This is a genomic window from Escherichia sp. HH091_1A (assembly GCF_030295175.1).
Classification (GTDB): domain Bacteria; phylum Pseudomonadota; class Gammaproteobacteria; order Enterobacterales; family Enterobacteriaceae; genus Escherichia; species Escherichia coli_F.
This window is the reverse complement of sequence record NZ_AP025747.1, coordinates 4,195,343-4,218,835: the sequence shown is the minus strand read 5'-3', so window position 1 is coordinate 4,218,835 and position 23,493 is coordinate 4,195,343. Positions and strand designations below refer to the sequence as shown.

Sequence of the window (23,493 nt, the reverse complement as noted above, 5' to 3'; positions counted from 1 at the left end):
ACGATGATAAAACCGACGTTTTTACGCCGGGTGGCTATTGCTGCTCTGCTCACAGGAAGTTGTTTTAGTGCTGTCGCCGCGCCACCTGCGCCGCCGCCAGTCTCGTATGGCGTGGAGGAGGATGTCTTCCATCCGGTACGCGCGAAGCAGGGGATGGTAGCATCTGTGGACGCCACTGCCACTCAGGTGGGGGTAGATATCCTTAAACAGGGCGGGAATGCCGTTGATGCTGCCGTGGCAGTGGGCTACGCGCTGGCGGTAACGCATCCGCAGGCCGGGAATCTGGGCGGCGGCGGTTTTATGCTGATCCGCACTAAAGATGGCAATACCACCGCTATCGATTTCCGCGAAATGGCACCCGCCAAAGCGACCCGCGATATGTTCCTTGATGATCAGGGCAACCCGGACAGCAAAAAATCTCTCACTTCGCATCTTGCTTCTGGCACACCCGGTACGGTAGCGGGCTTCTCGTTGGCGCTGGAGAAATACGGCACGATGCCGCTGAACAAAGTTGTGCAGCCTGCGTTTAAACTGGCACGCGATGGTTTTATCGTTAACGATGCGCTGGCAGACGATCTCAAAACCTACGGCAGTGAAGTGCTACCAAATCACGAAAACAGCAAAGCTATCTTCTGGAAAGAGGGCGAACCGCTGAAAAAGGGCGACAAGCTGGTACAGACGAATCTGGCAAAGAGCCTGGAGATGATTGCCGAAAACGGCCCGGATGAATTCTACAAAGGCACGATAGCGGAACAGATCGCCCTGGAGATGCAGAAAAACGGTGGCTTGATCACTAAAGAAGATTTAGCGGCCTATAAAGCGGTCGAACGTACACCAATAAGTGGCGATTATCGCGGGTATCAGGTTTACTCCATGCCACCGCCATCCTCCGGCGGGATCCATATCGTACAGATCCTCAATATTCTGGAAAACTTCGATATGCAGAAATACGGCTTTGGCAGCGCCGACGCGATGCAAATCATGGCAGAAGCGGAGAAACATGCCTACGCCGATCGCTCGGAATATCTTGGCGACCCGGATTTTGTCAAAGTACCGTGGCAGGCGCTGACCAATAAAGCCTATGCCAAATCTATTGCCGATCAAATCGATATCAATAAAGCGAAGCCATCCAGCGAAATTCGTCCTGGCAAGCTTGCGCCTTATGAGAGTAATCAAACTACCCATTACTCAGTGGTGGATAAAGACGGTAACGCCGTGGCGGTGACCTATACGCTGAACACCACCTTCGGTACGGGTATTGTCGCGGGTGAGAGCGGTATTCTGCTTAATAATCAGATGGATGATTTCTCCGCCAAACCGGGCGTACCGAACGTTTACGGGCTGGTGGGCGGCGATGCTAACGCTGTCGGGCCGAATAAACGTCCGCTGTCATCGATGTCACCAACCATTGTGGTGAAAGACGGAAAAACCTGGCTGGTGACCGGTAGCCCTGGCGGAAGCCGAATTATCACCACTGTGCTGCAAATGGTGGTGAACAGCATCGATTATGGCATGAATGTCGCCGAAGCGACTAATGCGCCGCGTTTCCACCATCAGTGGCTGCCGGACGAGCTGCGTGTTGAGAAAGGATTTAGTCCGGATACGCTCAAGCTGCTGGAAGCAAAAGGTCAGAAAGTGGCGCTAAAAGAGGCGATGGGCAGTACACAAAGCATTATGGTTGGGCCGGACGGCGAATTGTACGGTGCATCCGACCCGCGCTCGGTGGATGATTTAACGGCGGGGTATTAATATCTTAAGCCCTCTCCCGGTAGGTGAGGGCTTTTAGATTACAAATTCTCTATTTCACCCGCGCCATATAATACGCATCGACATATTCACCGTTTCGTAATGCGTACTTCTTGCCAGTACCTTCAATCTCAAAGCCGAATTTTTTATAGACCTTAATTGCTGGCGCGTTATCAACGAATACCGTTAGCTCAATACGATCTACCCGCAACCAGTTGTCGCACATTGCAATCATCTCTCGCATCAGGGCGCTGGCGACGCCGCGGTTCTTCCAGCGGGAGTCGACACAGATACCAAAGTCGGCAACATGACTGCGGCGTGGGCGTTGCTGTACGTCAATAGTGAGATGACCCACGACGTCTCCATCAATACAGGCGACGAGTTGCTTGATGCCGGGACGATCGGCGAGTCGATCCTGCCACATTGGTTCTGAAGGATGAGGCACTTGTAGTGTGTTGTAATACACCTCCGGCTGGGCGTGAATTTGCCTGATGGCCTCGAAATCCCGTGTTTCTGCGTGGCGTATTACTATCTCACTCATTCCTTTGTCCTCTTTGGGGTAAATGTCCCTTTCAACATCATTGACTTTCAAATGCGAGTCAAATGCATTTTTTTGCAAAAAGTGTTGGACAAGTGCGAATGAGAATGATTATTATTGTCTCGCGATCAGGAAGACCCTCGCGGAGAACCTGAAAGCACGACATTGCTCACATTGCTTCCAGTATTACTTAGCCAGCCGGGTGCTGGCTTTTTTTTTGATCTTTCGTTTTCAATTTATCCACGGGAAGTGCTTGTGTTTGTTATGCGCACTCCTGTAGGAACCGCGTCCGCTTTGCGCTAAGGTGGTAGATAACCACCTTAAAAAGGACGAAATCATGGTCATCAACTGCGCCTTTATTGGCTTCGGCAAAAGCACCACCCGTTACCATCTGCCGTATGTACTTAACCGCAAGGATAGCTGGCATGTCGCGCATATTTTTCGCCGCCATGAGAAGTCGGAAGAACAGGCTCCCATCTATTCCCATATCCATTTCACCAGCGATCTCGACGAAGTATTAAATGATCCCGACGTTAAGCTGATTGTCGTCTGCACTCATGCGGACAGCCACTTCGAGTACGCGAAGCGCGCGCTGGAGGCTGGGAAAAATGTGCTGGTCGAAAAACCGTTCACTCCGACGCTTGCCCAGGCGAAAGAACTTTTTGCGCTGGCGAAAAGTAAAGGGCTGACCGTCACGCCGTATCAGAATCGTCGCTTTGATTCCTGTTTTCTGACGGCGAAAAAAGCGATTGAAAGCGGCAAGCTGGGAGAGATTGTTGAAATGGAAAGCCATTTTGACTATTACCGCCCGGTGGCAGAAACCAAACCCGGGCTGCCGCAGGATGGCGCGTTCTATGGCCTTGGTGTGCATACGATGGACCAGATTATCTCGCTGTTCGGTCGCCCGGATCACGTCGCTTATGACATCCGCAGCCTGCGTAATAAAGCCAATCCTGACGACACCTTTGAAGCGCAGCTATTTTATGGCGATCTAAAAGCCATCGTCAAAACCAGCCATCTGGTGAAAATCGATTATCCGAAATTTATCGTTCATGGGAAGAAAGGTTCGTTTATTAAATACGGTATCGACCAGCAGGAAACCAGCCTGAAGGCTAACATTATGCCCGCCGAACCGGGATTCGCGGCGGATGATTCGGTCGGTGTGCTGGAGTATGTCAATGACGATGGCGTGACGGTCAGAGAAGAGATGAAGCCAGAGATGGGCGATTATGGGCGCGTTTATGATGCGTTGTATCAAACCATCACCAACGGTGCACCAAATTACGTCAAGGAATCTGAAGTTCTTACCAATCTTGAAATCCTTGAACGCGGATTTGAGCAAGCCTCTCCCTCCACAGTGACTCTCGCGAAGTAAGTTTTATGGCCCCTCAAATAGTTCAATTTTTTTGAACAGAGGGGTCAATTTTCACCCTCTATCATCCCAGGCGGATCGGGTCCACACTAAGCCCATCGAAATCATTCAGGGGGCGAATACAAATGATCTACTTACGCAAAGCAAATGAACGTGGTCATGCAAATCATGGCTGGCTGGACTCCTGGCATACTTTCTCTTTTGCCAACTATTACGACCCGAACTTTATGGGCTTCTCCGCGCTGCGCGTGATTAACGACGACGTGATTGAAGCAGGGCAGGGCTTCGGCACTCACCCGCATAAAGATATGGAAATTTTGACCTACGTGCTGGAAGGTACTGTTGAGCATCAGGACAGCATGGGCAATAAAGAGCAGGTTCCGGCAGGCGAGTTCCAGATTATGAGTGCGGGTACGGGTATTCGTCACTCAGAGTACAACCCAAGCAGTACCGAGCGTCTGCATCTGTATCAGATCTGGATCATGCCAGAAGAAAACGGTATTACGCCGCGTTATGAACAGCGTCGCTTTGATGCCGTACAGGGTAAACAGCTGGTGCTCTCGCCGGATGCGCGAGATGGTTCATTGAAAGTGTATCAGGATATGAAGCTATACCGCTGGGCGCTGCTGAAAGATGAGCAGTCGGTGCATCAGATTGCCGCTGAACGCCGCGTCTGGATCCAGGTGGTGAAAGGTAATGTCACCATTAACGGCGTAAAAGCTTCGACCAGCGATGGTCTGGCAATCTGGGATGAGCAGGCAATCTCCATCCACGCTGATAGCGACAGTGAAGTGTTACTGTTCGATCTACCTCCGGTTTAAAACTTAACGGCATTTTTGAAGCCTGCCTTTTTGCGGGCTTCATCGCTCGCCCCGGTCGCGTGCTGATGTACGCGACCGGGGTTTTGTCGCGTCTTTAGCACAATGCGATGCAATTGATTTAGTGTATATCTAATTATTGTAAACAAGCACTGTTTTCTCCGGGAAGGTTCTGATGCGTCCGTGTTAAACTAAGAGAATCTATCTCTTTTGTACCTTCAGGACGATGAAAAAGAAAAGACCCGTACTTCAGGATGTGGCTGACCGTGTAGGCGTGACCAAAATGACGGTCAGCCGTTTTTTACGCAACCCGGAGCAGGTTTCCGTCGCTCTACGCGGCAAGATTGCCGCCGCTCTTGATGAACTGGGTTATATTCCCAATCGCGCACCCGATATCCTTTCTAACGCCACCAGCCGGGCGATTGGCGTCCTGTTACCTTCACTCACCAACCAGGTTTTCGCTGAAGTATTACGCGGTATCGAAAGCGTCACCGACGCACACGGTTATCAGACGATGCTGGCGCACTACGGTTATAAACCGGAAATGGAGCAAGAACGCCTCGAGTCGATGCTTTCCTGGAATATCGACGGACTTATTCTCACCGAACGTACCCACACGCCCCGCACCTTAAAGATGATTGAAGTAGCGGGTATTCCGGTGGTGGAGCTGATGGACAGTAAGTCGCCGTGCCTCGATATCGCCGTCGGTTTTGATAACTTTGAAGCGGCACGCCAGATGACCACCGCCATTATTGCTCGCGGGCATCGTCACATTGCCTATCTCGGCGCACGCCTCGACGAACGTACTATCATCAAACAGAAGGGATATGAGCAGGCGATGCTGGATGCAGGCCTGGTGCCGTATAGCGTGATGGTCGAGCAATCTTCTTCTTACTCTTCCGGTATTGAACTGATTCGCCAGGCGCGGCGGGAATATCCGCAGTTGGATGGCGTATTTTGTACTAATGATGACCTGGCGGTCGGCGCGGCGTTTGAATGTCAGCGTCTGGGGCTGAAAGTTCCTGACGATATGGCGATTGCCGGTTTCCACGGTCATGACATTGGTCAGGTGATGGAGCCACGGCTGGCGAGCGTGCTGACGCCGCGTGAGCGGATGGGCAGCATTGGCGCTGAGCGCCTGCTGGCGCGTATTCGTGGCGAATCTGTGACACCGAAAATGTTAGATTTAGGTTTCACCTTGTCACCGGGCGGATCTATTTAAGCTCACAAATTTGAAGTAGCTCACACTTATACACTTAAGGCACGGATGGATATTGCTTCTGTTTTTGTCCGGCTGGACAATGTTACCGATAACAGTTATCCGTAACATTTTCTGATTCTTGTATTGTGGGGGCACCACTTTGAGCACGACTAACCATGATCACCACATTTACGTCTTGATGGGCGTATCGGGCAGCGGCAAATCTGCAGTCGCCAGTGAAGTGGCGCATCAACTTCATGCCGCGTTTCTTGATGGCGATTTCCTCCATCCGCGCTGCAATATCGAAAAAATGGCGTCTGGCGAACCGCTGAACGACGACGATCGCAAACCATGGTTACAGGCGCTTAACGACGCCGCGTTTGCCATGCAGCGCACCAATAAAGTGTCGCTGATCGTCTGTTCTGCACTGAAAAAGCACTATCGCGACCTGCTGCGTGAAGGTAATCCGAATCTCTCTTTCATCTACCTGAAAGGCGATTTTGATGTAATTGAAAGCCGTCTGAAAGCGCGCAAAGGCCATTTCTTTAAAACCCAAATGCTGGTGACGCAGTTTGAAACGCTGCAGGAGCCGGGTGCGGACGAAACCGATGTACTGGTGGTGGATATCGATCAACCGCTGGAAGGTGTTGTGGCAAGCACCATTGAGGTTATTAATAAAGGCAAATAAGTAGTGACTACATTAACGCTTGTTTTAACAGCAGTAGGGTCTGTTTTACTGCTGCTGTTTTTAGTCATGAAGGCGCGTATGCACGCTTTCCTGGCTTTGATGGTGGTGTCTATGGGGGCTGGCCTTTTTTCCGGTATGCCGCTCGATAAAATCGCAGCGACGATGGAAAAAGGGATGGGAGGCACCCTCGGCTTCCTGGCGGTAGTTGTCGCCCTGGGAGCCATGTTTGGCAAGATCTTACATGAAACCGGCGCAGTCGATCAGATTGCCGTCAAAATGCTCAAATCCTTCGGTCACAGTCGTGCGCATTATGCCATTGGCCTTGCGGGTCTGGTCTGTGCGCTACCGCTGTTCTTTGAAGTGGCGATTGTTCTGCTGATTAGCGTTGCTTTCTCAATGGCGCGCCACACCGGTACGAACCTGGTGAAACTGGTAATCCCATTATTCGCAGGCGTGGCGGCAGCGGCGGCGTTCCTGGTGCCGGGGCCTGCGCCAATGCTATTGGCATCGCAGATGAACGCTGACTTTGGCTGGATGATCCTGATTGGCCTGTGTGCGGCAATCCCGGGAATGATTATTGCCGGGCCGCTGTGGGGTAATTTCATCAGCCGCTACGTGGAGCTGCATATTCCTGACGATATCAGCGAACCGCATCTCGGCGAAGGCAAAATGCCGTCCTTCGGATTCAGCCTGTCGCTGATCCTGCTGCCGCTGGTGCTGGTGGGGCTGAAAACCATTGCCGCGCGTTTTGTGCCGGAAGGCTCTACCGCTTACGAATGGTTCGAGTTTATCGGTCATCCGTTTACCGCAATTCTGGTCGCTTGCCTGGTAGCAATTTACGGCCTGGCGATGCGTCAGGGTATGCCGAAAGACAAAGTGATGGAGATTTGCGGTCACGCGCTGCAACCGGCGGGGATTATTCTGCTGGTGATTGGTGCAGGCGGCGTGTTCAAACAGGTGCTGGTTGACTCTGGCGTAGGTCCGGCGCTGGGCGAAGCGTTAACCGGCATGGGCCTGCCGATTGCCATCACCTGCTTCGTGCTGGCAGCTGCAGTGCGCATCATTCAGGGTTCTGCCACCGTTGCCTGTTTAACGGCGGTAGGACTGGTGATGCCGGTTATTGAACAACTGAACTACTCCGGTGCGCAAATGGCGGCGCTGTCGATTTGTATCGCCGGTGGTTCGATTGTTGTCAGCCACGTTAACGACGCCGGTTTCTGGTTGTTCGGTAAATTTACCGGCGCGACCGAAGCCGAAACGCTGAAAACCTGGACCATGATGGAAACCATCCTCGGCACCGTTGGTGCCATCGTCGGGATGATTGCGTTCCAGCTGTTGAGTTAAGTTTGTTCGCCCGGTAGTTGTGACGCTACCGGGCTCTTTTCGAAAAACTCTCCTCGTTACCCCTTCATCCACATTCGAATGCCGTCAAGGAACATCTGAGTTGCCATCATCACCAGAATCAATCCCATCAGGCGTTCAAGTGCATTCACCCCTTTCTCGCCCAGCAGACGTAAAAATAGCGAAGACTGTAGCAGGATGACAAAGGTGCCACCCCAGGCCAGCAGCAGAGCAATTACCAGATGTCCCATCTGATTCGGGTACTGATGAGACAGCAACATCAGCGTGGCGAGAATAGTCGGCCCGGCGACTAACGGAATTGCCAACGGCACGATAAACGGCTCTTCACCTGCCGGAAGCCCGCTGCTATTTCCTGAAGCACTGGGGAAAATCATCTTAATGGCGATCAGAAACAGAATGATGCCGCCAGAAATGGAGACGGTTTCTGCCCGCAGGCTAAGAAATGCCAGAATTTTCTCACCCGCAAACAGGAACACCAGCATCACCAGGAGAGCAATAAGCAACTCTCGCACCATGATTGCCCGCCGTCTTTTCGGTTCAGTATGTTTCAGTACGGACATGAAAATAGGTAGGTTTCCGAGCGGATCCATAATCAGGATCAATAAAACTGCTGCAGAAATGATTTCATTCATAACTCAAATTCCCTGATAATTGCCGCGGACTTTCTGCGTGCTAACAAAGCAGGATAAGTCGCATTACTGATGGCTTCGCTATCATTGATTAATTTCACTTGCGACTTTGGCTGCTTTTTGTATGGTGAAAGATGTGCCACGAGGAGACCGGCACATTTATACAGCACACATCTTTGCAGGAAAAAAACGCTTATGAAAAATGTTGGTTTTATCGGCTGGCGCGGTATGGTCGGCTCCGTTCTCATGCAACGCATGGTTGAAGAGCGCGACTTCGACGCCATTCGCCCTGTCTTCTTTTCTACTTCTCAGCTTGGTCAGGCTGCGCCGTCTTTTGGCGGAACCACTGACACACTTCAGGATGCCTTTGATCTGGAGGCGCTAAAGGCCCTCGATATCATTGTGACCTGTCAGGGCGGCGATTATACCAACGAAATCTATCCAAAGCTTCGTGAAAGCGGATGGCAAGGTTACTGGATTGACGCAGCATCATCTCTGCGCATGAAAGATGACGCCATCATCATTCTTGACCCCGTCAATCAGGACGTCATTACCGACGGATTAAATAATGGCATCAGGACTTTTGTTGGCGGTAACTGTACCGTAAGCCTGATGTTGATGTCGTTGGGTGGTTTATTCGCCAATGATCTTGTTGATTGGGTGTCCGTTGCAACCTACCAGGCCGCTTCCGGCGGTGGTGCGCGACATATGCGTGAGTTATTAACCCAGATGGGCCATCTGTATGGCCATGTGGCAGATGAACTCGCGACCCCGTCCTCTGCTATTCTCGATATCGAACGCAAAGTCACAACTTTAACCCGTAGCGGTGAGCTGCCGGTGGATAACTTTGGCGTGCCGCTGGCAGGAAGTCTGATTCCGTGGATCGACAAACAGCTCGATAACGGTCAGAGCCGCGAAGAATGGAAAGGGCAGGCGGAAACTAACAAGATCCTCAACACATCTTCCGTAATTCCGGTAGATGGTTTATGTGTGCGTGTCGGGGCATTGCGCTGCCACAGCCAGGCATTCACTATTAAATTGAAAAAAGATGTGTCTATTCCGACCGTGGAAGAACTGCTGGCTGCGCACAACCCGTGGGCGAAAGTCGTTCCGAACGATCGGGAAATCACTATGCGTGAGCTAACCCCAGCTGCCGTTACCGGCACGCTGACCACGCCGGTAGGCCGCCTGCGTAAGCTGAATATGGGACCGGAGTTCCTGTCAGCCTTTACCGTGGGCGACCAGCTGCTGTGGGGGGCCGCGGAGCCGCTGCGTCGGATGCTTCGTCAACTGGCGTAATCTTTATTCATTAAATCTGGGGCGCGTTGCCGCCCCTGTTAGTGCGTAATACAGGAGTAAGCGCAGATGTTTCATGATTTACCGGGAGTTAAATAGAGCATTGGCTATTCTTTAAGGGTGGCGGAATACAAGAGTATTTACAGCCTTACCTGAAGTGAGGACGACGCAGAGAGGATGCACAGAGTGCTGCGCCGTTCAGGTCAAAAAAATGTCACAACCAGAAGTCAAAAATCCAGTTGGATGGGGTGACACAATAAAACAGGAAGACAAGCATGTCCGATCGTATCGATAGAGACGTGATTAACGCGCTAATTGCAGGCCATTTTGCGGATCCTTTTTCCGTACTGGGAATGCATAAAACCACCGCGGGACTGGAAGTCCGTGCCCTTTTACCCGACGCTACCGATGTGTGGGTGATTGAACCGAAAACCGGGCGCAAACTCGCAAAACTGGAGTGTCTCGACTCACGTGGATTCTTTAGCGGCGTCATTCCGCGGCGTAAGAATTTTTTCCGCTATCAGTTGGCTGTTGTCTGGCATGGTCAGCAAAACCTGATTGATGATCCTTACCGTTTTGGTCCGCTAATCCAGGAAATGGATGCCTGGCTATTATCTGAAGGTACTCACCTGCGCCCGTATGAAACTTTAGGCGCGCATGCAGATACTATGGATGGCGTCACGGGTACGCGTTTTTCTGTCTGGGCTCCAAACGCCCGCCGGGTCTCGGTAGTCGGTCAATTCAACTACTGGGACGGTCGCCGTCACCCGATGCGCCTGCGTAAAGAGAGCGGCATCTGGGAACTGTTTATCCCTGGGGCGCATAACGGTCAGCTCTATAAATACGAGATGATTGATGCCAATGGCAACTTGCGTCTGAAGTCCGACCCTTATGCTTTCGAAGCGCAAATGCGCCCGGAAACCGCGTCTCTTATTTGCGGGCTGCCGGAAAAGGTAGTGCAGACTGAAGAGCGCAAAAAGGCGAATCAGTTTGATGCGCCAATCTCTATTTATGAAGTTCACCTGGGCTCCTGGCGTCGCCACACCGACAACAATTTCTGGTTGAGCTACCGCGAGCTGGCCGATCAACTGGTGCCTTATGCTAAATGGATGGGCTTTACCCACCTCGAACTGCTGCCCATTAACGAGCATCCGTTCGATGGCAGTTGGGGTTATCAGCCAACCGGCCTGTATGCACCGACCCGCCGTTTTGGTACCCGCGACGACTTCCGTTATTTCATTGATGCCGCACACGCAGCTGGTCTGAACGTGATTCTCGACTGGGTACCAGGCCACTTCCCGACCGATGACTTTGCGCTTGCCGAATTTGATGGCACGAACTTGTATGAACACAGCGATCCGCGCGAAGGCTATCATCAGGACTGGAATACGCTGATCTACAACTATGGTCGCCGTGAAGTTAGTAACTTCCTTGTCGGTAATGCGCTTTACTGGATCGAACGTTTTGGTATTGATGCGCTGCGCGTCGATGCTGTGGCATCAATGATTTATCGCGACTACAGCCGCAAAGAGGGGGAGTGGATCCCGAACGAATTTGGCGGGCGCGAGAATCTTGAAGCGATTGAATTCTTGCGTAATACCAACCGTATTCTTGGTGAGCAGGTTTCCGGTGCGGTGACAATGGCGGAAGAGTCTACCGATTTCCCTGGCGTTTCTCGTCCGCAGGACATGGGCGGTCTGGGCTTCTGGTACAAGTGGAATCTCGGCTGGATGCATGACACCCTGGACTATATGAAGCTCGACCCGATTTATCGTCAGTATCATCACGGTAAGCTCACCTTCGGGATGCTCTACAACTACACTGAAAATTTCGTCCTGCCGTTGTCGCATGATGAAGTGGTCCACGGTAAAAAATCGATTCTCGACAGGATGCCAGGCGACGCATGGCAGAAATTCGCTAACCTGCGCGCGTACTATGGCTGGATGTGGGCATTCCCGGGCAAGAAACTGCTGTTCATGGGGAACGAATTTGCCCAGGGCCGCGAGTGGAACCATGACGCCAGCCTCGACTGGCATCTGCTGGAAGGCGGCGATAACTGGCACCACGGTGTCCAGCGTCTGGTGCGTGATCTGAACCTCACCTACCGCCACCATAAAGCGATGCATGAACTGGATTTTGACCCGTACGGTTTTGAATGGCTGGTGGTGGATGACAAAGAACGCTCGGTGCTGATCTTTGTGCGTCGCGATAAAGAGGGTAACGAAATCATCGTTGCCAGTAACTTTACTCCGGTGCCGCGTCATGATTATCGCTTCGGCATTAACCAGCCGGGTAAATGGCGTGAGATCCTCAATACCGATTCCATGCACTATCACGGCAGTAATGCAGGCAATGGCGGCACGGTACACAGCGATGAGATTGCCAGCCACGGTCGTCAGCATTCACTAAGCCTGACACTACCACCGCTGGCCACTATCTGGCTGGTTCGGGAGGCAGAATGACACAACTCGCCATTGGCAAACCCGCACCCCTCGGCGCGCATTACGACGGTCAGGGCGTCAACTTCACACTTTTCTCCGCTCATGCCGAGCGGGTAGAACTGTGTATCTTTGACGCCAATGGCCAGGAACATCGCTATGACTTGCCAGGGCACAGTGGCGACATTTGGCACGGTTATCTGCCGGATGCGCGTCCGGGTTTGCGTTATGGTTATCGCGTTCATGGCCCCTGGCGACCCGCCGAGGGACATCGCTTTAACCCGGCGAAGTTGTTGATTGATCCTTGCGCGCGGCAAATTGACGGGGAGTTTAAAGATAACCCGCTGCTGCACGCAGGTCATAATGAACCTGACTATCGCGACAACGCCGCCATTGCGCCGAAATGTGTAGTGGTGGTTGATCACTATGACTGGGAGGATGATGCCCCGCCGCGCACGCCGTGGGGCAGCACTATCATTTATGAAGCCCATGTCAAAGGATTAACGTATCTGCACCCGGAGATCCCCGTCGATATCCGCGGCACTTATAAAGCCCTGGGGCATCCGGTGATGATCAACTATTTGAAACAGTTGGGCATTACTGCGCTGGAGTTGCTGCCGGTGGCACAATTTGCCAGCGAACCACGCCTGCAACGTATGGGGTTAAGTAACTACTGGGGCTATAACCCGGTAGCGATGTTTGCGCTGCATCCGGCGTATGCCTGCTCGCCAGAAACGGCGCTGAATGAGTTTCGCGATGCAATCAAAGCACTGCATAAAGCGGGTATCGAAGTCATTCTTGATATCGTGCTTAACCATAGTGCGGAACTGGACCTCGACGGTCCGTTATTCTCTCTGCGTGGGATCGACAACCGTAGCTATTATTGGATAAGAGAAGACGGTGATTATCACAATTGGACAGGCTGTGGCAACACGCTCAATTTGAGTCATCCGGCGGTGGTGGATTATGCCAGCGCCTGCCTGCGTTATTGGGTAGAAACCTGCCACGTCGATGGTTTCCGTTTTGATCTGGCAGCAGTCATGGGCCGTACGCCTGAGTTTCGTCAGGATGCGCCGTTGTTTACCGCAATTCAGAACTGCCCGGTGCTCTCGCAGGTGAAGTTAATTGCCGAACCGTGGGATATTGCGCCTGGTGGTTATCAGGTGGGAAATTTCCCGCCACTGTTTGCTGAGTGGAACGATCATTTCCGTGATGCTGCCCGTCGTTTCTGGCTGCATTATGATTTGCCTCTGGGGGCGTTTGCCGGGCGTTTTGCTGCCTCCAGCGATGTTTTTAAACGTAATGGTCGTCTGCCGAGTGCCGCGATTAATCTCGTCACCGCGCATGACGGTTTTACGCTTCGCGACTGCGTTTGCTTCAACCATAAACACAATGAAGCAAACGGAGAAGAAAATCGCGACGGGACCAACAACAATTACAGTAACAATCATGGTAAAGAAGGATTAGGCGGTACTCTTGACCTGGTTGAACGGCGGCGCGACAGCATTCACGCCCTGTTAACAACGTTGTTGCTCTCCCAGGGTACGCCGATGTTACTGGCCGGTGACGAACATGGTCATAGTCAGCATGGCAATAACAATGCCTACTGTCAGGATAATCAATTAACCTGGTTGGACTGGTCGCAGGCAAGCAGTGGTTTAACCGCATTTACTGCCGCGTTAATCCATCTGCGCAAGCGCATTCCCGCTTTGGTGGAGAATCGCTGGTGGGAAGAAGGCGACGGCAATGTCCGTTGGCTAAATCGATATGCTCAACCTTTAAGCACGGATGAGTGGCAAAACGGGCCGAAACAGCTGCAAATTCTGCTCTCGGATCGCTTTTTGATCGCAATTAACGCCACGCTTGAGGTAACAGAGATTGTTTTACCTGCTGGGGAGTGGCACGCCATTCCCCCATTCGCTGGAGAGGATAACCCAGTGATTACGGCTGTCTGGCAGGGACCTGCACACGGATTGTGTGTGTTCCAGAGATGATAAAAAAGGAGTTAGTCATGGTTAGTTTAGAGAAGAACGATCACTTAATGTTGGCGCGCCAGCTGCCATTGAAATCTGTTGCCCTGATACTGGCGGGAGGACGTGGTACCCGCCTGAAGGATTTAACCAATAAGCGAGCAAAACCGGCCGTACACTTCGGCGGTAAGTTCCGCATTATCGACTTTGCACTGTCTAACTGCATCAACTCCGGGATCCGTCGTATGGGCGTGATCACCCAGTACCAGTCCCATACTCTGGTGCAGCACATTCAGCGCGGCTGGTCATTCTTCAATGAAGAAATGAACGAGTTTGTCGATCTGTTGCCAGCGCAGCAGAGAATGAAAGGGGAAAACTGGTATCGCGGCACCGCAGATGCGGTCACGCAAAACCTCGACATTATTCGCCGTTACAAAGCGGAATATGTGGTGATCCTGGCGGGCGACCATATCTACAAGCAAGACTACTCGCGTATGCTTATCGACCACGTCGAAAAAGGCGCACGTTGCACCGTCGCTTGTATGCCTGTACCGATTGAAGAAGCCTCCGCATTTGGCGTTATGGCGGTTGATGAGAACGATAAAATTATCGAATTCGTTGAAAAACCCGCTAACCCGCCGTCAATGCCGAACGATCCGAGCAAATCTCTGGCGAGCATGGGTATCTACGTCTTTGACGCCGACTATCTGTATGAACTGCTGGAAGAAGACGATCGCGATGAGAACTCCAGCCACGACTTTGGTAAAGATTTGATTCCCAAAATCACCGAAGCCGGTCTGGCCTATGCGCACCCGTTCCCGCTCTCTTGCGTACAATCCGACCCGGATGCCGAGCCGTACTGGCGCGATGTGGGTACGCTTGAAGCTTACTGGAAAGCGAACCTCGATCTGGCATCAGTGGTGCCGGAACTGGATATGTACGATCGCAATTGGCCAATTCGCACCTACAATGAATCATTACCGCCAGCGAAATTCGTGCAAGATCGCTCCGGTAGCCACGGGATGACCCTTAACTCACTGGTTTCCGGCGGTTGTGTGATCTCCGGTTCGGTGGTGGTGCAGTCCGTTCTGTTCTCGCGCGTTCGCGTGAATTCATTCTGCAACATTGATTCCGCCGTATTGTTACCGGAAGTATGGGTAGGTCGCTCGTGCCGTCTGCGCCGCTGCGTCATTGATCGTGCTTGTGTTATTCCGGAAGGCATGGTGATTGGTGAAAACGCAGAGGAAGATGCACGTCGTTTCTATCGTTCAGAAGAAGGCATCGTGCTGGTAACGCGCGAAATGCTACGGAAGTTAGGGCATAAACAGGAGCGATAATGCAGGTTTTACATGTATGTTCAGAGATGTTCCCGCTGCTTAAAACCGGCGGTCTGGCTGATGTTATTGGGGCATTACCCGCAGCACAAATCGCAGACGGCGTTGACGCTCGCGTACTGTTGCCTGCATTTCCCGATATTCGCCGTGGCGTAACCGATGCGCAGGTGGTATCTCGCCGTGATACCTTCGCTGGGCATATCACGCTGTTGTTCGGCCATTACAACGGGGTTGGCATTTACCTGATTGACGCGCCGCATCTCTATGATCGTCCGGGAAGCCCGTATCACGATACCAACTTATTTGCCTACACTGACAACGTATTGCGTTTTGCGTTGTTGGGGTGGGTTGGGGCAGAAATGGCCAGCGGGCTTGACCCATTCTGGCGCCCTGATGTGGTGCATGCGCACGACTGGCATGCGGGCCTTGCGCCTGCGTATCTGGCGGCGCGTGGGCGTCCGGCGAAGTCGGTGTTTACTGTGCACAACTTGGCCTATCAAGGCATGTTTTATGCACATCACATGAATGACATTCAATTGCCATGGTCATTCTTTAATATTCATGGGCTGGAATTCAACGGACAAATCTCTTTCCTGAAGGCTGGTCTGTACTATGCCGATCATATTACGGCGGTCAGCCCGACCTACGCTCGCGAGATCACCGAACCGCAGTTTGCCTACGGTATGGAAGGTCTGTTGCAGCAGCGTCACCGTGAAGGGCGTCTTTCCGGCGTACTAAACGGCGTGGACGAAAAAATCTGGAGTCCAGAGACGGACTTACTGTTGGCCTCGCGTTACACCCGCGATACGTTGGAAGATAAAGCGGAGAATAAGCGCCAGTTACAAATCGCAATGGGGCTTAAGGTTGACGATAAAGTGCCGCTTTTTGCAGTGGTGAGCCGTCTGACCAGCCAGAAAGGTCTCGACCTGGTGCTGGAAGCCTTACCAGGCCTTCTGGAGCAGGGCGGACAGCTGGCGCTACTCGGCGCGGGTGATCCGGTGCTGCAGGAAGGTTTCCTTGCCGCGGCCGCCGAATATCCCGGACAAGTGGGCGTTCAGATTGGCTATCACGAAGCATTTTCGCATCGCATTATGGGCGGCGCGGACGTCATTCTGGTGCCCAGCCGTTTTGAACCGTGCGGCTTAACGCAACTTTATGGATTGAAGTACGGTACGCTGCCGTTAGTGCGGCGCACCGGTGGGCTTGCTGATACGGTTTCTGACTGTTCTCTTGAGAACCTTGCAGATGGCGTCGCCAGTGGGTTTGTCTTTGAAGATAGTAATGCCTGGTCGCTGTTACGGGCTATTCGACGTGCTTTTGTACTGTGGTCCCGTCCTTCACTGTGGCGGTTTGTGCAACGTCAGGCTATGGCAATGGATTTTAGCTGGCAGGTCGCGGCGAAGTCGTACCGTGAGCTTTACTATCGCTTGAAATAGTTTTCAGGAAACGCCTATATGAATGCTCCGTTTACATATTCATCGCCCACGCTTAGCGTAGAAGCTCTTAAGCATTCTATCGCTTACAAGCTGATGTTTACGATTGGCAAGGACCCGGTCGTCGCCAATAAACATGAATGGCTGAACGCAACATTATTTGCTGTGCGCGATCGTCTCGTGGAGCGCTGGTTACGTTCAAACCGTGCCCAGTTGTCGCAAGAAACGCGTCAGGTTTACTACCTGTCGATGGAATTTTTGATTGGCCGTACGCTTTCCAACGCCATGTTGTCACTAGGAATTTACGAAGATGTACAGGGCGCACTGGAAGCGATGGGATTAAATCTCGAAGAGCTGATTGATGAAGAAAATGACCCGGGCCTCGGTAACGGTGGTCTGGGACGTCTGGCGGCTTGCTTCCTCGATTCTCTGGCGACGTTAGGGTTGCCGGGGCGTGGTTACGGTATCCGTTATGATTACGGTATGTTTAAGCAGAACATCGTTAACGGTAGCCAGAAAGAGTCGCCAGACTACTGGCTGGAATACGGTAACCCGTGGGAATTCAAACGCCACAACACGCGCTATAAAGTCCGTTTTGGTGGTCGCATTCAGCAGGAAGGTAAAAAAACGCGCTGGATCGAAACCGAAGAGATTCTGGGAGTGGCTTACGATCAGATTATCCCAGGTTACGACACCGACGCGACCAACACGCTGCGTTTGTGGAGTGCGCAAGCCAGCAGCGAAATTAACCTCGGTAAATTCAACCAGGGTGACTACTTCGCGGCAGTGGAAGATAAAAACCACTCCGAAAACGTATCCCGCGTACTGTATCCGGACGACTCCACCTACTCCGGGCGTGAACTGCGTCTGCGTCAGGAATATTTCCTGGTTTCTTCGACCATCCAGGACATTTTAAGTCGCCATTATCAGTTGCATAAAACCTACGATAACCTGGCGGATAAAATCGCGATTCACCTCAACGACACCCACCCGGTGTTGTCGATTCCTGAGATGATGCGTCTGCTGATTGATGAGCATCAATTTAGCTGGGACGACGCATTTGAAGTGTGTTGTCAGGTCTTCTCCTACACCAACCACACGCTAATGAGCGAGGCGCTGGAAACCTGGCCGGTTGATATGCTGGGTAAAATTCTGCCGCGTCACCTGCAGATCATCTTTGAAATTAACGACTATTTCCTGAAAACCTTGCAGGAACAGTATCCGAACGATACCGACCTGCTGGGACGGGCGTCGATCATTGATGAATCCAACGGTCGTCGCGTGCGTATGGCCTGGCTGGCGGTTGTGGTGAGCCACAAGGTTAACGGTGTATCAGAATTACACTCTAACCTGATGGTGCAGTCGCTGTTTGCTGATTTTGCGAAAATCTTCCCGGGGCGTTTCACTAACGTTACCAACGGTGTGACGCCGCGTCGCTGGTTAGCGGTAGCGAACCCATCGCTTTCAGCTGTGCTGGACGAACACCTGGGCCGTAACTGGCGCACCGACCTTAGTTTGCTGAGTGAGCTGCAACAGCACTGTGATTTTCCGATGGTCAACCATGCGGTGCATCAGGCGAAGCTGGATAACAAAAAACGTCTGGCGGAGTATATCGCCCAGCAGCTGAATGTGGTGGTGAATCCGAAGGCGCTGTTTGATGTGCAAATCAAACGTATTCATGAATACAAACGTCAATTGATGAATGTGTTGCACGTGATCACCCGCTATAACCGCATCAAGGCCGACCCGGATGCGAAGTGGGTACCGCGCGTGAATATTTTTGGCGGTAAGGCGGCTTCGGCCTATTACATGGCGAAGCACATTATCCATTTGATCAATGATGTAGCGAAAGTGATCAACAACGATCCGCAGATTGGCGACAAGCTGAAAGTGGTGTTCATCCCGAACTACAGCGTTAGCCTGGCACAGTTGATCATTCCGGCGGCCGATCTATCTGAACAGATTTCTCTGGCAGGGACGGAAGCTTCCGGCACCAGTAATATGAAGTTTGCACTTAACGGCGCGCTGACTATCGGTACCCTGGACGGTGCGAACGTCGAGATGCTGGATCATGTCGGTGCTGACAATATCTTTATCTTTGGTAACACGGCGGAAGAAGTGGAAGAACTGCGTCGTCAGGGCTACAAACCGCGTGAATACTACGAGAAAGATGAGGAGCTGCATCAGGTGCTGACGCAAATCGGCAGCGGTGTATTCAGTCCGGAAGATCCGGGTCGCTATCGTGATCTGGTTGATTCGCTGATTAACTTCGGCGATCACTACCAGGTACTGGCGGATTATCGCAGCTATGTCGATTGTCAGGATAAAGTCGACGAACTTTACGAGCTTCAGGAAGAGTGGACCGCAAAAGCGATGCTGAACATTGCCAATATGGGCTACTTCTCTTCTGACCGTACAATCAAAGAGTACGCTGATCATATCTGGCATATTGATCCAGTGAGATTGTAAGTTCACTAAAAAATAGAACGGGGCCAAATCGGTCCCGTTTTTTTTCGCCTTTATTTCGGAGAAGTGTCCAGAGGGGCAAGGGGACTCGGGGGAGTATAATTTCGCCATTCAGAAAGAATGGAAAGAATAATGCAAAACAGAAAATGGATTTTGACCTCGCTGATAATGACTTTTTTCGGCATCCCCATACTGGCGCAATTTTTGGCAGCGGTTATTGCCATGCTGGGGGCCGGGCTTGCCGCTATTCTTGAGGTTTGCAATTTTCTCTTTACGCCAACAATTTATCTTCTACTCAACGTCTTTATGCTGACGCTGGGGGCGATAATCCTATTTTTCTCTGGTCGCGTGTGGGCCGGTGATAGCGCACCAGAAAACAGAGAAATAGCCGTCTGGCGGCAATGCTTTTTTCTTTTACCTGCACTGTTAACTCTGGTTGGCTGGATAATCACGCTACATCTGGCAGATTATCAACTTCGCCAGCTGGGAGCGGGTTGGTTGGCAGATCTTATTCTCCCCTGGCTGGGCGTATTGTTAGTCTCATTAGTCGGTGGTGAGTACTGGTGGATAGTCATTATTCCCGTTGGCGCGCATATCAGTTTTTCGCTGGGGTACGGCTGGCCAACCAGACATCCCTTAACCGGCACGTCCGGACTGCGTTGCCGTAATTCCCTCCTGTTTATCCTTCTTATGCTTGGTTTTATCGCTGGTTATCAGGCTTATTTATATAAACAGCTTAATCCTGGTGTTGGTGTACGCGAAAATATTGATATCTGGGCCTGGCGACCCGATAAACTCAATAATCAACTGACGCCACTGCGTGGTAAACCGCAAATTCAGTTTACACAAAACTGGCCGCGACTCGATGGTGCTACAGCGGCGTACCCAATTTATGCTTCTGCCTTTTATGCGTTGAGCGTTATACCGGAAGATTTCCACACTTGGGAATATCTGGAGAACTCTCGTACCCCCGATGCATATAACAGGATTGTTAAAGGTGATGCCGATATTATTTTTGTGGCGCAACCTTCCGGTGGGCAGAAAAAACGCGCAGAGGAATCGGGCGTCACTTTGAACTACACTCCTTTCGCCCGTGAAGCATTCGTTTTCATCGTCAATGCGGATAACCCGGTTAATTCCCTGACTGACCAACAGGTGCGTGACATCTTCAGTGGCGCAATTACCAACTGGCGCACGGTTGGCGGTAACGATCAGGAGATCCAGACCTGGCAACGCCCGGAAGACTCTGGCAGCCAGACAGTGATGCAATCGCAGGTCATGAAAAATGTCCGCATGATCTCGCCGCAGGAAACCGAAGTGGCAAGCATGATGGAGGGAATGATTAAAGTTGTTGCCGAATACCGTAATACAAACAACTCAATAGGCTACACCTTCCGCTATTACGCAACACAAATGAACGCCGATAAAAATATAAAACTGCTAGCTATTAACGGTATTGCACCGACTGCGGAAAATATTCGTAACGGCAAATATCCGTATATCGTCGATGCCTTTATGGTAACGCGGGAAAATACTACGTCAGAAACACAAAAACTGGTCGAATGGTTTTTAACGCCGCAGGGGCAGAGTCTGGTGGAAGATGTGGGTTATGTACCGTTGCATACAACAATGAAATAACTTTTGAGAGAACGGAATCAGCGCGATGAATAAATTCATAGGCGTTTTACTGCTAGGTGCGGTTTTACTGGCGGGATGTGTCGACCGGGAAGGGTACTATAACAGCGTCAGGGAAGAAGAAAGCCATGGACTGACGTCTCTGCGGGGGCAACCAGAATTACGTTACAGCGATGATTGGTCAAGATGGCCGAGAGTGTACGGCGCTACAGCCTTATACCCGCTGTATGCTTCCGCGTATTATGAATTAGTACCCGAGCCAAAAGATAAGGATCGAACCTCGCTGGCCTGGCAGGCGTATGGTTTGCAACAAACCCGAACAGCTGAAGCCTACGATAGTCTGATCAAGGTTACCGCGACGGTTATTTTTGTTGCACAACCGTCGGAAGGACAGAAAAAACGTGCAGAAGAAGCAGGCGTTAAACTGAAATATACCGCTTTCGCCCGCGAAGCCTTTGTCTTTATCGTTGATATCAAAAACCCGGTTAATTCACTTAGCGAACAGCAGGTCAAAGACATTTTTAGCGGTAAAGTGAGTCGCTGGAATAAAGTGGGCGGCGGTGACGAAAGTATAAAAGTCTGGCAGCGGCCAGAAGATTCTGGAAGCCAAACGGTTATGAAGGGACTGGTTATGCAAGATACTCCAATGCTGCCAGCCAAAAAATCCACTGTTATCGATCTTATGGGCAGTTTAATTACCGAAGTCGCCGACTACCAAAACACAACATCTTCCATTGGATACACCTTCCACTATTACGTCACGCGTATGAATGACAATATGCTCAAAATGCGCAAACAGATCAAACTGCTGGCTATAAATGGCGTTGCACCTACAGAGGAAAATATCCGTAACGGCACTTATCCGTACATAATTGATGCTTATATGGTGACGCACGAAAACCCTACGCTGGAAACGCAGAAATTCGTCGACTGGTTTTTAAGCCCGCAGGGACAGCAATTGGTAGAGGATGTGGGCTATGTGCCGATTCATGACGCATCATACGAATCATCAGTGCAATAATGATGAATAAAATCAGACTTTATATTCCTCCGTTAATTCTTGGTTTTTTTATTGTGCCGTTGTTGGTGTGGCCGACGGTGGTTGCGCTGGCTGCTTCTGTTATCACGCTGAGTTTTCTGGGAGAGATACTGTTCTCTATCCCGCTCATGATCAGGCATATTTCGCTTCTGCAATTACAACTATGGTTATCGGCTGAATATGCGCTTTTCTGCTGTGCAATGGTGGGCGTTGGTTGGCAATTTGCGCGCAGAACGCCACCTGAATCGAAAAGCAGACTGCATTGTTGGCTGGTATTTGCACCGGTTTATTTCTGGTTGCTCCTGTGGAATATCATTTTCTATGTCGCGCCAGCGAATATTGCGTTGCTGGAGAATATGCGCAGTTTCTTTCTGACAGTTGTCTGGCTCCCACTAAATTTTTCACCATTTTGGTCCCAACCGTGGATTGACTTTGTCGGTCCAATAAGCGCACAGCTTGGTTTTGCGTTGGGATATTATTGCCAGTGGCGTAGCAAAAATAGAAGCCAGATACGGAAGTGGAGTGAGTGGGGAACGTGCCTGAGTTTTGTTACGTTGGGTATGATGGCGTGGGCTTTGCGGTAATTCCCTGACTCAAAAAGTAGGTCAGATTGTTGACAAAGTGCGCTTTGTTCATGCCGGATGCGACATGAACGTCTTATTGGCCTACAAGACCATGCAAATTCAATATATTGCATAAGCCACGTAGATACTGTTATGGCCTGCAAGTTTTTTTGGTAGTGCATCCAATTAGTAGAACATGTGTTTTTCGATAAACGCTCCGATCACTTTTTCGTGGATCTCAACTGAGCGTGAGAAGCAGATTGTTTTACGAGCCAACCGCTTAATACGGGTGCGTAGCGTCAGATTATTACGCTCAATGCGTTGGGTGAATATTTTGCCGATCAGATGCTTATTCTTCGGTACCACCCGGCCATAGCTGCCCCAGTCATCGCTGGTGAGTATGCCGATGTTGAAGGGTGTAAGCAGTGCCAGTAGCTCCCGGCACGTTTGATCGGTTCGGGGACCAAAAGTGTAGGCCAGTACACCGCCTGTTTTGGTGTTGTACGCGTACCAGAGCCAATGTTGCCGGGCTTTACTGCCAACGTAGCTCCATTGCTCATCAAGCTCGCAGATAAGCGCCACATCAGCATGGGCAACAGGCGAAGAAGTTATTCGCTTTGGCGCGAGTTTTTTAAAGTCCGGATGACGGTGTTAATACCAATTTTCAGTGTCCTGGCGGTATCGCGAACCCCGGCACCATTAAAGGCCATTTCAGTGATCAGCTCTTTCATACCCGGCTTACGTGCTTGATAAGTATAAGTGAGCTGAAATACACGGTGGCAGTCACGGCAGCGAAATCTGTCACGGCCTTTAGGGTTCTGACCATGGCGGTAAACCCGAGCTGACTGACAACGGGGACAATGAATATTAACACTGGCCATGAGATAACCTCAAAAGCCCGAATTATACATCAGATTCAACTAATTAGAGGCATCACCGTTTTTTTCTACCCTGGTTTCCCAGAT

General features: G+C 51.2%; 18 protein-coding genes. 15 read left to right on the top strand and 3 right to left on the bottom strand.

Features of this window, described 5'->3' with window-relative positions:
- Positions 1-3: 3 nt before the first annotated feature.
- Positions 4-1,749 (top strand): gamma-glutamyltransferase, encoded by a 1,746-nt coding sequence (gene ggt / locus QUF14_RS21185; protein ID WP_000595123.1) that lies wholly within the window; start codon positions 4-6, stop codon positions 1,747-1,749.
- Positions 1,750-1,798: 49 nt separating this feature from the next.
- On the opposite strand, the gene yhhY is transcribed toward ggt, so the two are convergent.
- A complete protein-coding gene (gene yhhY / locus QUF14_RS21180; RefSeq protein WP_024212101.1) occupies positions 1,799-2,287 on the bottom strand; it encodes an N-acetyltransferase in 489 nt (162 codons plus the stop codon).
- A 334-nt stretch (positions 2,288-2,621) separates the two neighbouring features.
- Here yhhY and QUF14_RS21175 point away from each other — a divergent pair, with 334 nt between their 5' ends.
- The 5 genes from QUF14_RS21175 to gntU all read left to right on the top strand — a co-directional run bounded on the left by QUF14_RS21175 (position 2,622) and on the right by gntU (position 7,707).
- Positions 2,622-3,659 (top strand): oxidoreductase, encoded by a 1,038-nt coding sequence (locus QUF14_RS21175; RefSeq protein ID WP_100733863.1) that lies wholly within the window; start codon positions 2,622-2,624, stop codon positions 3,657-3,659.
- 122 nt (positions 3,660-3,781) lie between these two features.
- Positions 3,782-4,477, top strand: coding sequence for a quercetin 2,3-dioxygenase (gene yhhW / locus QUF14_RS21170; protein ID WP_000639822.1), 696 nt, complete (start codon positions 3,782-3,784; stop codon positions 4,475-4,477).
- Positions 4,478-4,700: 223 nt separating this feature from the next.
- The gene (gntR, locus tag QUF14_RS21165) at positions 4,701-5,696 is read left to right on the top strand and encodes a gluconate operon transcriptional repressor GntR (protein WP_000730252.1); all 996 of its coding nucleotides are present in this window, start codon (positions 4,701-4,703) and stop codon (positions 5,694-5,696) included.
- 139 nt (positions 5,697-5,835) lie between these two features.
- Complete coding sequence (gene gntK / locus QUF14_RS21160; RefSeq protein ID WP_000108321.1) at positions 5,836-6,363, top strand: gluconokinase; 528 nt, start codon at positions 5,836-5,838, stop codon at positions 6,361-6,363.
- A 3-nt stretch (positions 6,364-6,366) separates the two neighbouring features.
- Positions 6,367-7,707 (top strand): gluconate transporter, encoded by a 1,341-nt coding sequence (gntU, locus tag QUF14_RS21155; protein WP_000210111.1) that lies wholly within the window; start codon positions 6,367-6,369, stop codon positions 7,705-7,707.
- Positions 7,708-7,763: 56 nt separating this feature from the next.
- Here the strand turns inward: gntU and yhgN are convergent, their stop codons facing one another.
- Positions 7,764-8,357 carry an NAAT family transporter YhgN gene (gene yhgN, locus QUF14_RS21150; protein ID WP_001002544.1) on the bottom strand — a complete coding sequence of 198 codons (594 nt, stop codon included), beginning with the start codon at positions 8,355-8,357 and terminating at the stop codon, positions 7,764-7,766.
- A 192-nt stretch (positions 8,358-8,549) separates the two neighbouring features.
- Between yhgN and asd the strand changes: the two genes are divergently transcribed.
- The 9 genes from asd to QUF14_RS21100 all read left to right on the top strand — a co-directional run bounded on the left by asd (position 8,550) and on the right by QUF14_RS21100 (position 22,549).
- On the top strand, positions 8,550-9,653 hold the full coding sequence (asd, locus tag QUF14_RS21145) for an aspartate-semialdehyde dehydrogenase (protein WP_000799946.1): 1,104 nt from the start codon (positions 8,550-8,552) through the stop codon (positions 9,651-9,653).
- A gap of 272 nt (positions 9,654-9,925) precedes the next feature.
- Entirely contained in the window at positions 9,926-12,112 is a 2,187-nt protein-coding gene (gene glgB, locus QUF14_RS21135) for a 1,4-alpha-glucan branching enzyme (protein ID WP_001283722.1), read from the top strand.
- Complete coding sequence (gene glgX / locus QUF14_RS21130) at positions 12,109-14,082, top strand: glycogen debranching protein GlgX (protein ID WP_000192514.1); 1,974 nt, start codon at positions 12,109-12,111, stop codon at positions 14,080-14,082. Before glgB ends, glgX begins: the two co-directional genes overlap by 4 nt.
- Positions 14,083-14,099: 17 nt before the next feature.
- Complete coding sequence (glgC, locus tag QUF14_RS21125; RefSeq protein ID WP_000253975.1) at positions 14,100-15,395, top strand: glucose-1-phosphate adenylyltransferase; 1,296 nt, start codon at positions 14,100-14,102, stop codon at positions 15,393-15,395.
- Positions 15,395-16,828, top strand: a complete 1,434-nt coding sequence (gene glgA / locus QUF14_RS21120; protein WP_001197646.1) for a glycogen synthase GlgA — start codon at positions 15,395-15,397, stop codon at positions 16,826-16,828. Before glgC ends, glgA begins: the two co-directional genes overlap by 1 nt.
- A gap of 18 nt (positions 16,829-16,846) precedes the next feature.
- Positions 16,847-19,294 carry a glycogen phosphorylase gene (gene glgP / locus QUF14_RS21115; RefSeq protein WP_000993459.1) on the top strand — a complete coding sequence of 816 codons (2,448 nt, stop codon included), beginning with the start codon at positions 16,847-16,849 and terminating at the stop codon, positions 19,292-19,294.
- 126 nt (positions 19,295-19,420) lie between these two features.
- Positions 19,421-20,929 carry a PstS family phosphate ABC transporter substrate-binding protein gene (locus QUF14_RS21110; RefSeq protein ID WP_138983878.1) on the top strand — a complete coding sequence of 503 codons (1,509 nt, stop codon included), beginning with the start codon at positions 19,421-19,423 and terminating at the stop codon, positions 20,927-20,929.
- A gap of 25 nt (positions 20,930-20,954) precedes the next feature.
- Positions 20,955-21,947 (top strand): PstS family phosphate ABC transporter substrate-binding protein, encoded by a 993-nt coding sequence (locus QUF14_RS21105; protein WP_001031831.1) that lies wholly within the window; start codon positions 20,955-20,957, stop codon positions 21,945-21,947.
- Complete coding sequence (locus tag QUF14_RS21100; RefSeq protein WP_000981269.1) at positions 21,947-22,549, top strand: hypothetical protein; 603 nt, start codon at positions 21,947-21,949, stop codon at positions 22,547-22,549. Before QUF14_RS21105 ends, QUF14_RS21100 begins: the two co-directional genes overlap by 1 nt.
- A 165-nt stretch (positions 22,550-22,714) precedes the next feature.
- Here the strand turns inward: QUF14_RS21100 and QUF14_RS21095 are convergent.
- Positions 22,715-23,409 (bottom strand): IS1 family transposase gene (locus QUF14_RS21095; protein ID WP_085948397.1). Its coding sequence is split into 2 segments (ribosomal slippage): positions 22,715-23,163 and positions 23,163-23,409, totalling 696 coding nucleotides; the frame shifts between segments, so codons are not numbered across the junction.
- Positions 23,410-23,493: the final 84 nt, after the last annotated feature.

Excerpts from the sequence above, each read along its gene's own strand:
- ggt (WP_000595123.1), top strand. The coding sequence starts at position 4 with ATGATAAAACCGACGTTTTTACGCCGGGTGGCTATTGCTGCTCTGCTC.
- yhhY (WP_024212101.1), bottom strand. The coding sequence starts at position 2,287 with ATGAGTGAGATAGTAATACGCCACGCAGAAACACGGGATTTCGAGGCC.
- QUF14_RS21175 (WP_100733863.1), top strand. The coding sequence starts at position 2,622 with ATGGTCATCAACTGCGCCTTTATTGGCTTCGGCAAAAGCACCACCCGT.
- yhhW (WP_000639822.1), top strand. The coding sequence starts at position 3,782 with ATGATCTACTTACGCAAAGCAAATGAACGTGGTCATGCAAATCATGGC.
- gntR (WP_000730252.1), top strand. The coding sequence starts at position 4,701 with ATGAAAAAGAAAAGACCCGTACTTCAGGATGTGGCTGACCGTGTAGGC.
- yhgN (WP_001002544.1), bottom strand. The coding sequence starts at position 8,357 with ATGAATGAAATCATTTCTGCAGCAGTTTTATTGATCCTGATTATGGAT.
- asd (WP_000799946.1), top strand. The coding sequence starts at position 8,550 with ATGAAAAATGTTGGTTTTATCGGCTGGCGCGGTATGGTCGGCTCCGTT.
- glgB (WP_001283722.1), top strand. The coding sequence starts at position 9,926 with ATGTCCGATCGTATCGATAGAGACGTGATTAACGCGCTAATTGCAGGC.
- glgX (WP_000192514.1), top strand. The coding sequence starts at position 12,109 with ATGACACAACTCGCCATTGGCAAACCCGCACCCCTCGGCGCGCATTAC.
- glgC (WP_000253975.1), top strand. The coding sequence starts at position 14,100 with ATGGTTAGTTTAGAGAAGAACGATCACTTAATGTTGGCGCGCCAGCTG.
- glgA (WP_001197646.1), top strand. The coding sequence starts at position 15,395 with ATGCAGGTTTTACATGTATGTTCAGAGATGTTCCCGCTGCTTAAAACC.
- glgP (WP_000993459.1), top strand. The coding sequence starts at position 16,847 with ATGAATGCTCCGTTTACATATTCATCGCCCACGCTTAGCGTAGAAGCT.
- QUF14_RS21105 (WP_001031831.1), top strand. The coding sequence starts at position 20,955 with ATGAATAAATTCATAGGCGTTTTACTGCTAGGTGCGGTTTTACTGGCG.
- QUF14_RS21100 (WP_000981269.1), top strand. The coding sequence starts at position 21,947 with ATGATGAATAAAATCAGACTTTATATTCCTCCGTTAATTCTTGGTTTT.